At 68.9% G+C, this 13,244-nt stretch carries 13 protein-coding genes; 5 read left to right on the top strand and 8 right to left on the bottom strand.

The window, feature by feature from the left end:
• Nucleotides 1–20 precede the first annotated feature (20 nt).
• The gene (locus DAT37_RS29255; protein ID WP_109528109.1) at nt 21–371 is read right to left on the bottom strand and encodes an STAS domain-containing protein; all 351 of its coding nucleotides are present in this window, start codon (nt 369–371) and stop codon (nt 21–23) included.
• A 247-nt stretch (nt 372–618) separates the two neighbouring features.
• On the opposite strand from DAT37_RS29255, the gene DAT37_RS29250 reads away from it, so the two are divergent.
• Together DAT37_RS29250 and DAT37_RS29245 are read left to right on the top strand one after the other, a co-directional pair.
• Entirely contained in the window at nt 619–1,044 is a 426-nt protein-coding gene (locus DAT37_RS29250; RefSeq protein ID WP_109528108.1) for an ATP-binding protein, read from the top strand.
• On the top strand, nt 1,034–1,855 hold the full coding sequence (locus DAT37_RS29245) for an RNA polymerase sigma factor SigF (protein ID WP_109528107.1): 822 nt from the start codon (nt 1,034–1,036) through the stop codon (nt 1,853–1,855). The genes DAT37_RS29250 and DAT37_RS29245 overlap by 11 nt, the downstream gene beginning before the upstream one ends.
• Here DAT37_RS29245 and DAT37_RS29240 read toward each other — a convergent pair.
• From DAT37_RS29240 to DAT37_RS29215, 6 genes are all read right to left on the bottom strand, one after another.
• Entirely contained in the window at nt 1,826–2,806 is a 981-nt protein-coding gene (locus DAT37_RS29240) for a sensor histidine kinase (RefSeq protein WP_109528106.1), read from the bottom strand. The two genes, DAT37_RS29245 and DAT37_RS29240, sit on opposite strands and share 30 nt — an antisense overlap.
• Before the next feature lie 112 nt (nt 2,807–2,918).
• Nucleotides 2,919–3,374, bottom strand: a complete 456-nt coding sequence (locus DAT37_RS29235; protein WP_232840067.1) for an ATP-binding protein — start codon at nt 3,372–3,374, stop codon at nt 2,919–2,921.
• 161 nt (nt 3,375–3,535) lie between these two features.
• Nucleotides 3,536–4,210 (bottom strand): chymotrypsin family serine protease, encoded by a 675-nt coding sequence (locus tag DAT37_RS29230; RefSeq protein WP_109528105.1) that lies wholly within the window; start codon nt 4,208–4,210, stop codon nt 3,536–3,538.
• A 70-nt stretch (nt 4,211–4,280) separates the two neighbouring features.
• Nucleotides 4,281–4,727 carry an SRPBCC domain-containing protein gene (locus DAT37_RS29225; protein WP_109528104.1) on the bottom strand — a complete coding sequence of 149 codons (447 nt, stop codon included), beginning with the start codon at nt 4,725–4,727 and terminating at the stop codon, nt 4,281–4,283.
• A gap of 86 nt (nt 4,728–4,813) precedes the next feature.
• On the bottom strand, nt 4,814–6,316 hold the full coding sequence (locus DAT37_RS29220) for an alpha/beta-hydrolase family protein (RefSeq protein ID WP_109528103.1): 1,503 nt from the start codon (nt 6,314–6,316) through the stop codon (nt 4,814–4,816).
• Nucleotides 6,313–7,086, bottom strand: a complete 774-nt coding sequence (locus DAT37_RS29215) for a hypothetical protein (protein ID WP_109528102.1) — start codon at nt 7,084–7,086, stop codon at nt 6,313–6,315. Before DAT37_RS29215 ends, DAT37_RS29220 begins: the two co-directional genes overlap by 4 nt.
• A gap of 168 nt (nt 7,087–7,254) precedes the next feature.
• On the opposite strand from DAT37_RS29215, the gene DAT37_RS29210 reads away from it, so the two are divergent.
• Both DAT37_RS29210 and DAT37_RS29205 read left to right on the top strand, forming a co-directional pair.
• Nucleotides 7,255–8,472: a sensor histidine kinase gene (locus DAT37_RS29210; protein ID WP_232840066.1), complete on the top strand. Its 1,218-nt coding sequence runs from the start codon at nt 7,255–7,257 to the stop codon at nt 8,470–8,472.
• Nucleotides 8,473–8,537: 65 nt separating this feature from the next.
• Nucleotides 8,538–9,203, top strand: coding sequence for a response regulator (locus tag DAT37_RS29205; RefSeq protein WP_109528101.1), 666 nt, complete (start codon nt 8,538–8,540; stop codon nt 9,201–9,203).
• Between the two features lie 7 nt (nt 9,204–9,210).
• Here the strand turns inward: DAT37_RS29205 and DAT37_RS29200 are convergent, their stop codons facing one another.
• Complete coding sequence (locus DAT37_RS29200) at nt 9,211–10,107, bottom strand: serine hydrolase (RefSeq protein WP_232840065.1); 897 nt, start codon at nt 10,105–10,107, stop codon at nt 9,211–9,213.
• A gap of 300 nt (nt 10,108–10,407) precedes the next feature.
• Between DAT37_RS29200 and DAT37_RS46275 the strand changes: the two genes are divergently transcribed.
• Nucleotides 10,408–13,206 (top strand): serine/threonine protein kinase, encoded by a 2,799-nt coding sequence (locus DAT37_RS46275; protein ID WP_109528099.1) that lies wholly within the window; start codon nt 10,408–10,410, stop codon nt 13,204–13,206.
• Nucleotides 13,207–13,244: the final 38 nt, after the last annotated feature.

Here is a 13,244-nt window from a genome sequence, read left to right as displayed (position 1 = left end):
CGCGGCGGCCGGAGCCGCGCTCAGTTCGCCTCGACGGCGCGATCCAGGGTGTCGAAGACGGCGAGCAGTTTGTCCAGACCGGTCACTTCGATCGGCCTGCGCACCTGATCCGATGCCACCACCCTGAGCCCGCCCGAGGGCGCGGCCTCGGTGGCGACCAGCAGCACGCTCAGTCCGGCGGATCCGAAGAATCCGACCCCGGACAGGTCGACGACCAGCACCGGAGGCTGCTCGCGCAGCGCTTCGTCGATGGCCGACTGCAACTGCGGCGCGGAGGCCACGTCGACTTCACCGCTCACCGTGAGCACCGCCGTCGAGCCGACGGAGGTGCGTTCCACCTCCAGGAGCAGGTGTTTACCCTCGGCGCTCATCGGGCCGTCACCCGCGCGTCGCGCGTGCCGGAACCAATGCGCACGTCCGGTGCGCCCACGGTCGCGTTCACTGCACTACCTCCGCTGCCGATCGAACCTCTGCCGAATCCGAATGCGGCGCAGAGGATGAGCCTTCGTGGTCAACTTACCCGACTCCGGGCCACCGTATGCCCCTGGTTCTGTTCCCCGGCGAGACAGAGTTATTCTGGCCGCCCCGGAGGCTCTACATCTCGATGAGGCGGTAGCAATGGCAGAGTGGACCACGGACAGCTCGACCACGATCGAGGTCCGAGTGCCCGCGCAGCTCGAACAACTGGCCATGCTGCGGGCACTCGTCGAAACCGTGGCCTTCATGGCGGATTTCGCCGTGGACGAGGTCACCGACATCCGGTTGGCGCTGGACGAGATCGCCACCGGACTCATTCTCGACGCGGTACCCGATTCGACCATCGACTGTCGGTTCACCTACCACGACGCCGCGGCCATGCGGGTACGGGTGCATTCGGTCTCGGCATCGCAGACTCCGCCCAGTCAGGACAGTTTCGGCTGGCATATCGTGCGCACGCTGACCCGTTCGGTGAACGCGACGCAGACCGAGTTCGACGCGGCCCGCAGCGGCTACCCCGTGACCGTGGATTTCGAGTGGGCGCGCGGCGGCACCGATGGCCGATAGCGCCGAACCGCGTTCGAGACCGGAGCAGCGTCGGAGTCATTCGGGTACCGAGAGTTACGACAACCTGGAACCGATGTTCGCCCGGCTCGCGGAGTTCGATCCCGACGATCCGGCCCGTGCCGCGTCGCGTCAGGACATCATCGAGCGCTGTCTTCCGCTGGCGGCCAATATCGCCCGCCGGTTCTCCGGCCGCGGCGAGAATTACGACGACCTCTTGCAGATCGCCCGCGTCGGTATGGTCCAGGCGGTCGACCGATTCGATCCTTCCTACGGTGCCTCGTTCCTCTCCTTCGCCGTGCCGACCATCATGGGCGAGGTCAGGCGGCATTTCCGCGATCACACCTGGGCCGTGCGGGTACCGCGCAGACTCAAGGAGATCCAGCAGACCATCGGACCGGCGACCGAGAAACTGACCCACGAACTGGGTCGGATGCCACGGGCGCGGGAGATCGCCGAGGAGATCGGCGCGGAGCTGACCGAGGTCACCCAGGCGCTGATCGCCAGGAACGCCTACCAGAGCACACCGATCGACCCCACCCCCGAGGGCGGCGATTCCGACAACACCCCCGCCTCGGTGCTCGACACGCTGGGGGCCGACGACACGAACTACGATTCGGTCGAAGACTATCTGGCCGTCCGCCCGCTCATCGCAGCGCTTCCCGAACGGCAGCGGCAGGTGCTGGTCTGGCGCTTCTTCGATTCGCTGACGCAGATCGAGATCGCCGAGCGACTGGGTTGTTCGCAGATGCAGGTCTCGCGGATTCTCACCAAGACCCTGAGTTCACTGCGCGAGCAGGCGATGCGCGACTGACCGCTGGGCCGGGGTGAGCGCCATCATCGCGTACTGGGTGGTGCCGTCCGGGGCCGCGTGGGTGCGCACCAGCTCGCAGAGCCGGTGCACGAGCAGCAGACCCCGGCCGCCGATCACCCCGGCGCGCGGGGGTCTGCGCCCGGCGAGCGCGTCGTCGAAACGTCCGAAGTCGTGCACTTCACAGACGAGGTGGTCGCCGTCGGTCCAGAGCCGGACCGTCGACGGCCCTTTACCGTGGCACAGGCTGTTGGTGGCCAACTCGGTGACGATCAATTCCAGATCGCCCAGTCGCGCGTCGTCGAATCCGAGGCGTTTGCCGTGTTCGGCGGCCCACCGGCGCGCGGTGCCCATATCGGAGAATTCCGCGACGGTGAGTTCCGCCGCGCCCTCGGGTGTCGGGATCGGCCGGTTGTGGCGCTCGATCACGGTGTCCGGGTCGTAATCCGGGCTCGCGGTGCGGCGATCGCCCTGCCACAGCGTGGGGTGGGTGGCATGGGCGTCGGCGATGACCTCGGCGCCGAGCGCGGCGAGATCGTAGGGACAGACGATCGTCACGTCACGTCCGGCGAACGCGGGATTGATCAGGGCCTCGTGCTGGGCGCAGGCGGGATACTCGAGTTCGGTCCGTCCCGCCCAGATGGGCTCGCCGATGATGCGGACGTGTGTGTCGGGGTGTTCGTCGGCGAACACACGCAGCACCGTGGCGATGATCCGGCCGGGGTTGCGACCCGCCTGTTCCATATCGATCCACGTCACCTCTGCCGCCGAATCTCCCAGCGCCGCGCGCAACAGCCGGAGGTTGGCGTCGGGTACCGCGACGGCGACCGGCTCACCGAGGGCGAGGCCTTCGCGAATGAAGGGAACCAGGACCGCCAGGTATTCGTCGTCGCCGTCGTAGAACAGAGCCGGGTGCGAGAATTCGCGGGTCGCGTCGGTTTCGGTGACGGTCATGGGGTGTCCGTTACGTGGGTATCGTGCCAGTGTTGCCTCTGTCACCGTATCCTCCCATCTCGCCGATGTGGGCGTCGCACCGCCGCGACGGTGCGCGAACCCGCGCTCGGCCTCAGTCCTGATCACCACTGTCGTTGCTCTCGTTCGTCGTCGGTGCGCCTCGCCGCCAATCGAATTCCACGTGGGTCGGATATCCGGAGACGGTGATGTCGAACGGCTCCTGGCTGGCGGTGGCGTCATGGGTGAGTGTGCGGACGATGCGCCACGCGAAATCGCGCTGTGTCACTCCGCTGTTCGCCCAGGCCGCGGAGTCGACCTCGACCGACATGCGGTTCTTGTCGTAGGTGAAGCGGCAGTCGATCATCGATCCGGGCACCGCGTCGACGACGAGTGCCGTCGCCACCTCGTTGAGGACGAGCCGGATATCGGCGATGTCCTCGGGGCGGAATTCGGCGTCGACGGTCACCGCGTCCGCGAGCGCCCGCATCAAAGCGAGTTGTTCACGCCGTGCCGGTACCTGGATTCGGACGGTGGTCGTGTCGGACAGAGTTTCCGAAGCCGATTGCATGTGTACTTCACCACCTATTACCCGACGGCCCCGAATATCGGGCGACTGCCCGGCCTGGAACCTCTGGAAGAATCGGTCGATATCTTGTCGGTTGATTACCCCGTCACATGTCATCGAATCGTGTGCTCCACGTCCCTTTCGCACCGGTCGCCGACCTGCGGTCAGATCGGTCGAAATCCGGCTCCGACCTCGGATCCGGCATTCAGATCGGCGACGACGGCATGAATGTCGGTGCCCATTTCCGGCCCGAAACAGCCCACGCCGTAATAGGCGTTGACCATTCCGACGAGGGTGCGGCCGACGACGATCGGCGCACCCGAATCCCCTTCGAGGACGCAGAGCTGAGTCCAGGTCCTGCTCTCCGGTCCGGCGAGATCACCCCAGGTGACCCCGCAGGTGCTGCCGGTGGTCCTGCCTTTTTTGCACACCACGTTCGGGAATTGCGCCGGTGCGCCGATATCGGCGATGGACAGCGTGCCGACCCGGTTCACCGGACTGATCCGATCCGGATCGAACGCGATGACGGCATAGTCCAATTCGTGATTCGTCCGGACGAATCTGCCGACCACGCCCTGATCCGGAGCCGCCTCCGCCGACACCGAGGCCCCCGGTTCACCGCAATGCCCGGCGGTCAGCCCGACCAACCGGCCCGCGGCGTCGTAGCCCACGGTCGTCAGCGTGCAGGTGGCCCGCTGGTCGATGACTATGCCGGAGCCGCCGCCGACGGCCGGGGGTTCGTCCCGCGCCGCCGCCGGGCCTGCGCCGAGTGCCGCTGCCGCGACGGCGAACGCGAAGACGGCGGGCAGGGTCGTTTTCCTCGAATGCGTCGCTCCCACATTCGTGCGTGTGCCCGGTCGGGTCGGTGTCAAACGGCACCGGGTCCGATGGGTCGGCTCCGTGGGGGTCTCAGCCGGTGCGCAGGGATTCGGCCCTGAGTTGGATCCCGGCCGTCATCCCCTCGAAACCGTTGCGCAGATTCCGGCCGAGGACCGCGGCGACGACGGGATGCAGCCAGCCGTCGAGTTCGAAATGCGATTCGTAGCGGGTGCGGTGCTCTCCGGCCGGGGTGACGGTGTGCGAGCGCAGGCTGCGCAGGGCGCCCGGCGGTACCGGTTTCATCGAGTAGCTCAGTTCGCGACCGGGGATATTGGTGCGGATCCATTCGCGCTGCTTACGCGGCGACGAGCCGATGACGGTGACGAGCATATCGATCGGCGCTCCCGGTTCGAGAGTGCTCTCGCACCGTTTCACGAACGGATTCCACTCGCCGTAGCGCGGGAGATCGGTGATCACCTGCCACACCAGGTCGGCGGGAGCGTCGATGTAGACCGCGGCGTCGATGACAAAGCCCATGGGAGAAAATTAGAACAAGTTCTACTCGGGGGCAAGGTTCGATAGCAGTTATATCTCCACAGTTGTTGCTCCTCAGCAGTCGCTCCTCAGCAGTCGCCCATACTCGTGCCCTGGTCGGTGCCGTAGCGGTGGCCGTGGCCGGTGGGCGCGTCGAGAGCCGACAGCAGGTCGGCGGTGGTCTGGACGAAACTCAGCACCGGCAGCCAGGCCGGAATCGGTGCGTCGACCCGGACGTCGTCGAGGTCGGGGGCGCGCCAGAGCAGCGAGGGCGACCAGTGCACCACCGGGTCCGAACTGTTGGCCAGGATCGTCGCCCGGCCGTGGTGCACATCGCCCGCGGGCGGACCGGCCCACAACGCGGCGCAGGTCCGACGGTCCTGATCGGCGTCGTCGGTGAACAGCGCACTGCCGCCCAGCGCCCCGAGACTCTGCCCGTAGACGAACAGTCGCGGCGGGCGGGCGCTGCCCGCGAGACGCCGCTCGATCGCGGTGAACAGCGCGCGGGCCGAGGCGATGGCCTCCTCTCGGCCGAAGACGAACGTCGCCCAGCTCGGCGCGAACGAGTACTGCAAGCCGACCAGTGCGACGTCGTCACCGAAACGTTCGGTGAATCCGGCTGCCGCGTCGGCGTCGATCCATCCCGAGCCCGTGGGGACGGTGACCACGATATTGCCGCGGCGGAAACCGCCGGATCGTTCCAGTTCCGCGAGCGCGAGCGCCACCCTGGCGTCGAGATCCGGCGCCGACTCGAGTCCCACGTAGACGCGGATCGGTCCGTCGGGTCCGTCCGCGACGAATCTGCGCCCCTGGCTGCCCAGCGAGGTCCAACTCACGGCGGACGCGGCGGTGCCCGATCTGCCGGACGCCACCGGCGGCGTCACCGTGGGATCGACCGTGGCATTGGCCGCCGCGTAGACGCCGTAGCGCCATTCGGCCACCGTCGGCGCGACGATCGCACCGCCGAGGACCGCCGCCGCGACCGTGACCGCGACGCCGCGCGCCGCACCGAGTCGACGCAGTACTCGACCGACACTTCGTGCGAGTCCGAGGCCGAGCCCGGCGATCAGCGCGGCGCCCACGCCGCAGCGCACCCAGTACCCGGGGCCGATGGGCGGGGTACCCATCGCGGCCCGCAGACCGTTCTGCCAGTGGCCCGCCTGTGCGACCGCGGCGACGATCAGCACGACGGTGAGCACGAGCAGCGGTCCCCGGTAGGCGGCGAACTGGACATCGGTGTCGAAACCCTTGCGGCGCAACACGAAGCGGACGACTCCCGTCACGCCGAGCGCCATGGCGACGAGTAGTCCGGTGAGAATCGCCTGCGCGCCGGACGTGCGGGGGAGCAGCCCGGGGGACAGCGACGCGAGTACGCCCGCACCGGCCGCGAGCGTGGTGCCGACTCGTGGTCGCGGGAGCCGACCGCCGCGTCCGATCCGCGCCCGCGACCGCCTGTGCCGCACGTCGGCGTGCGCGCGGTGCGCGTCGACGCGGGAGCCACCGTTCGACGTCGAAACGGTAGCGGGTGCTCCCGCTCGATCCGACCGGCGTGCGATCCCCTCGTCGGCAGCGGATTTCGTCGCTCGATTCATGCCGACGCTCCCACCGCACCGAACCGCGTCGGCGCGCCGGTGGCGATCCGGTGACGCATCGCGTCGAGCAGGAACCGCAGCAGAACCGCCGTACCCGTGACTCCCAGCCCGACGATCCCGACCAGCCACCCGCTCACCCCCGAACCCGCGAACAGCGATTCGACCACCGGTGCGCCGTAGTGCTGACGGCGTGAGTTCAGGTCCACCGCGACGTCGGCGATATCGGCCATGGTGCGGCACCGCGCCCGTCCGACCGTGCCGGTGCGGTCGGCGCACGCCTGCCGCATCCGCAGGTCGAGCGTGGCGTCGATCGCCTGGCGAGCCCACGGGCCGAGCGGTTCGCCGCGCAGGTCCGCGTAGCGCAGCAGGTCGTAGCCGAGATCGTGCGCCTTGCAGGCGATATCGAATTCGGCGGGCAGCGGGACCGGTGAGGAGCAGTCGCCGCCGGGATTCACCAACAGACCGTCGATCGTGCTCGGCCGGTACCCGAATACCGAGGTGAAATCGTCGGGCAGGGCGAACGCGCCGGTTCCGGAGCCGGTGATCGCGGCCACGGCCCGTGTGGCCGAGGTGTTCTCGACGGCGGGCGGCCGGTCGACGGTGACGGCTCCGGTCACCGGGGCCAGGGTGACCGTCGCGGTGATCGCCGTCAGCGCGACGGCCGTCACCGCCGCGCAGCGCCGCACGACGGCGCTGGGGGTGGCGGCAGCGCGGGTGTGGACCCGGTCGGATCCGGGGTTCACCCGTCGTGCGGTGCTCGAGGTGCTCATGGTCGTCGACGCTAGGAATCGCGCGCACCCGCGGGCGTCCCGCCGCGGTCCGGTTCGTCGCGCCCGCCACCGGGGGAGCGGCCCTGTCGTCTCACCCCGGGGTACGGGGAGTGAATTCACCCACGGGTATGAGGCGCGCGATCGGGCCGGGTTTCTACTGTCGTAGTCATGGAACAGCGAAGCCGTGCCTGGTTCAGGGTGATGAGCGCACGGATGTGGATCGATGTGTGCACCGTGGTCACGGCACTCGTGCTGTATTCGGTCGCGTGGCCGACACTGCACGTCACCCACGTGGTTCCGGTGGCGGTGCAGCCGTTCATCGCCGCGTTGGCGGTGTTCCCGATCCTGCTCGTGCGGGTCAACCCGGCACTGGGCTGGGCCATCTCGGCCGGATCCGCGCTGGTGATCGCGTTGGCGATACCGCATCAGCCAGGCAGCGACCTGCCGTTCCAGGTGGTGCAGATCCTGTCGCTGATCGCGTTGCTGTTCGCGGTGGGTCTGCGCGCGTCCATGCAGATCGTCGCGATCGCCTGGTTCGCCACCTCGCTGCTGTTCGCGACCACCACCTCCGGCGAGGGGGTGAGCGCGGCGTGGGGTTGGCCGATCGCCCTGTCGGCGGTGGTGCTGTTCGCGCTGCTGGTCCGCTGGCTGGTCTCCTCTCGCGTGCAGTTGCTGCGCCAGGAGGAGGAGACCGAACTCGAACGCGCCCGTCGCGCGATTCTGGAGGAGAAGGCCCGGATCGCCCGTGACCTGCACGATGTGATCGCCCACCACATGTCGCTGGTCGTGGTGCAAGCGCAGACGGCGCCCTACCGTGTCGAAGGCGTCACCCCGGCCGCGCGCGCGGAATTCGACTCCATCGGCGCGACGGCCCGCGAGGCGTTGAACGAGATCAGGGGCATGCTCGGCGTGCTGCGCAGCGATGGTCAGCTGCCGGAAACCGCGCCGCAGCCCAAGGCCGCCGATGTGGTCGGCCTGTTCGAGGGCGCGCGGCGCGCGGGCGTCTCGATCGAGTGGACCGTGAACGGCGACCTGGAGACGATCGGCGAGACGACCGGTCTCGCGCTGTATCGGATCGTGCAGGAATCGCTGTCGAACGCCTCGCGCCACGCGCTCGGCGCGCCGGTCCGGGTGCTGATCGTCCGCGATCTCGACCTGACGTTGCGGGTCACCAATGCCGCGGGCACCGACTCGGCGCGTCCGGTCGGCAACGGAGGTCACGGGATCGCGGGCATGCGGGCCCGCGCCCTCGCCGTCGGCGGCGAGGTGATCGCGGGCCCGAACACGGACGGCGGTTTCGTGGTCGAGGCCCGGCTGCCGCTCGGTCCCGGCACCCTCGGCCCGGTGCGCGCCGCGGACGAAATGCCCGCCGTCCGGTCCGCCTAGGAGGTCGGGGACGGTCACGGCGACGGCGGAACGCGGTGTCGTACAGCGGGCCTTACGCTGGGCGCGTGGCTATTACGGTTTTGATCGCCGACGACCAGGCGATGGTGCGCCAGGGATTCGGCGCCCTGCTCGCCGCCCAATCGGATATCAGCGTGGTGGGCGACGCGGCGGACGGGAAGATCGCGGTGGCCGAGGCCAAGCGGCTACGCCCCGACGTGGTGCTGATGGATGTCAGGATGCCGGAGATGAACGGCCTCGACGCCGCCCGAGCCATCCTGGCCGCCGGCTTCGATCCGCCGGTGCGCGTCCTCATGCTCACGACTTTCGACATCGACGACTACGTGTACGAGGCGCTGAGCATCGGCGCCAGCGGATTCCTGCTGAAGGACGCGCCCGCCGAGGAATTGGTGCGCGCGGTCCGGGTCGTCGCCGACGGGCAGGCGCTGCTCGCGCCGACCGTCACCCGCAGGCTGATCGCCGACGTCACCCGTCGCCGCACCGCGACCCGGGCCAAACCGACGCCCGCGCTCGCCTCGCTGACCCCGCGCGAACGCGAAGTACTGGAACTGATCGCGCGTGGCATGTCCAACATCGAGATCGCGGAAAGTCTCTTCGTCGCCGAACAGACCGTGAAAACCCATGTGTCCAAGGTCTTCTCGAAACTCGGTCTGCGCGACCGAGCCCAGGCCGTCGTGTTGGCCTATGAATCGGGGCTGGTGACCCCCGGCTGATCGGCGCTCAGCGCGAACAGTCGCCGCCGCGCAATTCCTCGCGATGCCGGTCGAGCAGATGGGCCAGCCGGTCCAGCAGTTGGGTGGCGTCGTCGTAGGTGCCCGATTCGGCCTGCGCGGCGACGGCGACGGCGACCTGCCCGGAAGGAGTGGGAATCAGGCCGAACTGGCGGACGGTGTACACCCCGGTCTCGTCGTCGGGACCCCAGCCGCCCTTGAATTCGGCGCCGTCGATGGTGCCGAGCCCCCAGCCCTGTTCGGGTGTGATCTCGCCCATCAGTCTGGTCACCTCGCCGGTCTGCGACAGGCACGGCAGTTTGGAGGCGAAACGCGCCTGCTCGGTCAGCGTCCATTCGGTCGAACCGAACGAGGTGTAGTCCAGGGTGGTGCGCGGACCGGCCAGTCCGGTGGTGCGATCGCCCGCTTCGTCGAGCACGTCCTGCACCGCCTGCGCCGCTTCCAAGCCGTCGCCGAGTGACTGCCACAGCGCCTCGGCCGCGCCGTTGTCGGAATAGGTGATCGCCGCCTCCGCGTCGCCGCGCGCGCCCTCGGGATCGTGGCGTAACGCGGCGATGGCGAGCGGGACCTTGATCGTCGACCAGGCGATTCCGGTCGTCCAGTCGCCGAAGACCGTCATCCGGCCACCGCCGACCGGCATGATCGCCACGCCGACCTGCCCGGCCAGCATCGGCTGCAACTGGGTGAAATCGGCGGCGAGCGATCCCGGCCTGGCGACCGACCAACCCGAACGCCATGTCCCACCGGAACTCAGGGTCACCGCCGGTGCGCCGGAGGCGTCGTTGTGCTGTGGGAACAGCGCGCAGGACGCCAGCGTGAGCATCACCAATACAGCGGTACCGCGCAGTACCGATCGAGGGACATGAAAGTTTCGAGCCGTCTTCACCACCGCGTCCTCCCCACCACCAGCGCATCGCGGAGCCATCGGCGGTGAAACACTCCTCATCTCGCCGACCCGCAAGAATGCCGGACGGCGGGAACATCCTCGTGCGAATCGCGAATCGCGAACGCGTCGACGACGTCCCTCTCCTAGTTTTCCCGATAATCGCGAAGATTTCGAAATCCCGAGGCCACGCGGCCGACGGGTAGGCTCGGAAGGTGGGCTCGGCTCCGGATCTCGTACGCGGCGAAGAGCGGTCGCGCACTCGCTACGCTTCTCTGTGCTGGTTCACGGAAGGGGGCGGCGTTGATCGACAGCGGTGAAGTGTTCGCCGGATACACCGTCGAGCGACTGCTCGGGCAGGGCGGCATGGGATCGGTGTACCTGGCACGCCATCCGCGGTTCTCCCGCCAGACCGCGCTGAAACTGCTGAATCCGAACCTCTACACCGATAACGAGGTGCGCGCCAGGTTCGAACGCGAAGCCGACCTGGCGGCGCAACTGGAGCATCCCAGCATCGTCACCGTGTACGACCGTGGTTCGGAGAACGGTCAACTGTGGATCGCCATGCAGTACATCGACGGCGTCGACGCGGCGACGGTGAATCCGATGACCCTGCCGCCGGAACGCGCCGTGCAGATCATCGAGGGCGTCGCCGACGCGCTGGACTACGCGCACGGCATGGGGGTGCTGCACCGCGACGTGAAACCGGCCAACATCATGCTGGCCCGCTCCAGCGCGGGACAGGGGGAACGGGTCTTCCTGACCGATTTCGGTATCGCCCGGCTGCGTGAGGATTCGACCCACCTCACCCAGACCGGCATGTTCACCGCCACGCTCGCCTACGCCTCGCCCGAACAGATGACCGGTGGCCACCTCGACCCGCGCACCGACCAGTACGCGCTGGCCTGCGCGCTGTACTGGCTGCTCGCCGGCGTCGGCCCCTTCGACGCCGACAACCCCGCCGACATCATCCACGGACACCTCCAACTCGCCCTCCCCCCACTGGCCGTGCGCCGCCGCGGCCTGAACCCCGCACTGGACGCGGTCCTCGCCGCGGGCATGGCCAAGCGCCCCGAATATCGGTACAACACCTGCGCCGAATTCGCCGCCGCCGCCAAACACGCCCTCACCACCACGTCCGGGCCCCGGCTGCCGACCCCGCCACCCGGCGCTGTCGTGCGCGGGAATCCGGTGGTGCCGCCATCGCATCCCGGTGCGTATCCCGCACCCGCGCAACAGTTTCCGCCAGCTGTTGGCCCTGGGTACCCGGTTTCCTCGCAGCCCGGGGGGCCGTACGCGGGTGCTCCGCATCCCGCGTCGCCGCCCGTGGCGCCGCAACCCGTGGCCCCGCAGAATCCGGCTCCCCCATATCAGGCGCCACCGCAAGTCCCCGCCTCGGCGTATCCGGTCCCGCCGCAGAACGTGGCACCCGATTACCCTGTCGCACAAAATAATCCGGCACCCGCCGCGCCGCAGGGGCAACCCGCCGGTGTGCCGGGTTCGGGCCATTCGGGTGGGTCCGTCGATCCGGCATCGGGACAGCCCGTGGGGGTTCCGGGGTCCGGCTATCCGGGTGGATCTGTGGATCCGTCAGGACATCCGGTGCGGGCCGGGGATCCCGGCCATCCCGGTGAACCACTGGATCCAGGAGCCGGACCCCCCGTGAGGGCGGCAGGTTCTGCCCGTCCCGGTGGCCCTTCGGATCCGATATCGGGACAGCCCGTGGGGGTTCCGGGACCAGGCAATTCGGGTGGGGCACTCGATCCGGTGTCGGGAGAGTCTGTCGATGCACCGTCTTCCGCGCTCGAATCCGGAGAGACCGGCTCCGGCGATGATCGGTCGACGCGGCGAGTCGATGATGCCCGGTCTCCCGAACCCGATCGAACCGATGTCGATCTCGCCGAGGATGGTGCGGCGTCGGCCGGAGAATCGAATCGGGGCACGCGGGCGGGGCATCCGGGCGTCGAGGATGGTCCCGGCTCCGATGCCGGTCGTTCGAACCCCGAGCAGACGAGTTCCGCTGCCGCTCCATCGAAACCCGAGTCGACCGGTTCGGGCGCGAGTCCCTCGGTTTCCGGGGCGGTTGCTCCCTTCGGTGGTTCTTCGGATCCGGAGGTGTCGGGTCCCGGTGTGGGGCCGTCGAATCCCGAATCGACGGGTCGCGGCGTGGGTTCGCCGCGTTCCTGGGCGGCGGCTCCTGGTGGTTCCCCGAACCCGGAATCGACGGGGCCCGGTGTCGGTCCGTCGAATCCCGAATCGACCGGCCCCGGCTCGGATCCCAGAGGGGGACAGGGGGGTTCGAGGTTCAGGGCGGGCGGGGTGTTCGCGGGGACGCGGGGTGGTGCGCGCGGGCCGGGATATCAGGGGGGCCCGCCCGTCGGGTATCCGCCCGCGCACGATGGTGGGGTTCAGGGGAGATCGCGGGTGACGGGTGCGCTGATCGGGGTGCTCGCGGTGGCCGTCGTGGCTGTCGTGATCGCGGCGGTGGCGTTGATCGCGGTGGTGATGGGTGGTGAGGAGTCGTCCGATACCGCGGCGTCGCCCGCGACATCGGGTCCGCGTGCGGTGACGCCTTCGGGGGCGGCGGATCCGCTGACGGCAAGTACGCGGGCATTCCCCCGGCTGCTGCCCCCGGGTGGCGTCGATGCGGGGGAGGGGTACCAGGACGCCGAATGCACGGCCTACGAGCCCGACGACGGGTTCGTGCCGAGAGACGAGCCGATGCGGTCGAGTTCGTGGACCATCGCGTGGCAGTGCGACCGCGTGATCGACGACCAGAGCTATATGAGCTACACGATTCTCGGCTATCGGTCCCCGGCGGCGGCGCGCGCGACGGTCGCGGCCCTGCCGTCGCACACCGAAACCCCCGGTCTGAAGAACGGCTCGCGCCACACCCGTCACGGGTGGATCGTGTCCGACCCACCCGGCCCGTTGCAGCCGTACTTCTACACCGCGAAGATGGTGATCAGCTTCGAGGACGATCCGGCCCGCGCCGAGTACCTGCTCTACATCAGCCACAGGGGCACCTCGAAGAGTCCGCAATCCCTGCAACCCTCCGCCGACGTGGATATCGCCGAATGGTGGTCCGCCGCCCCTTTGTGAACGCAGCGATGTCCAGCAGATCGCCGGTGTATTCCGCG

The sequence above is a fragment of the Nocardia aurea genome, from assembly GCF_003123685.1.
GTDB lineage: Bacteria > Actinomycetota > Actinomycetes > Mycobacteriales > Mycobacteriaceae > Nocardia > Nocardia aurea.
This window is presented reverse-complemented; position numbering and strand designations above follow the sequence as displayed.

Coding starts and splice junctions, on each gene's coding strand:
- DAT37_RS29255 (WP_109528109.1), bottom strand. CDS start 371: ATGAGCGCCGAGGGTAAACACCTGCTCCTGGAGGTGGAACGCACCTCC.
- DAT37_RS29250 (WP_109528108.1), top strand. CDS start 619: ATGGCAGAGTGGACCACGGACAGCTCGACCACGATCGAGGTCCGAGTG.
- DAT37_RS29245 (WP_109528107.1), top strand. CDS start 1,034: ATGGCCGATAGCGCCGAACCGCGTTCGAGACCGGAGCAGCGTCGGAGT.
- DAT37_RS29240 (WP_109528106.1), bottom strand. CDS start 2,806: ATGACCGTCACCGAAACCGACGCGACCCGCGAATTCTCGCACCCGGCT.
- DAT37_RS29235 (WP_232840067.1), bottom strand. CDS start 3,374: ATGCAATCGGCTTCGGAAACTCTGTCCGACACGACCACCGTCCGAATC.
- DAT37_RS29225 (WP_109528104.1), bottom strand. CDS start 4,727: ATGGGCTTTGTCATCGACGCCGCGGTCTACATCGACGCTCCCGCCGAC.
- DAT37_RS29220 (WP_109528103.1), bottom strand. CDS start 6,316: ATGAATCGAGCGACGAAATCCGCTGCCGACGAGGGGATCGCACGCCGG.
- DAT37_RS29215 (WP_109528102.1), bottom strand. CDS start 7,086: ATGAGCACCTCGAGCACCGCACGACGGGTGAACCCCGGATCCGACCGG.
- DAT37_RS29210 (WP_232840066.1), top strand. CDS start 7,255: ATGGAACAGCGAAGCCGTGCCTGGTTCAGGGTGATGAGCGCACGGATG.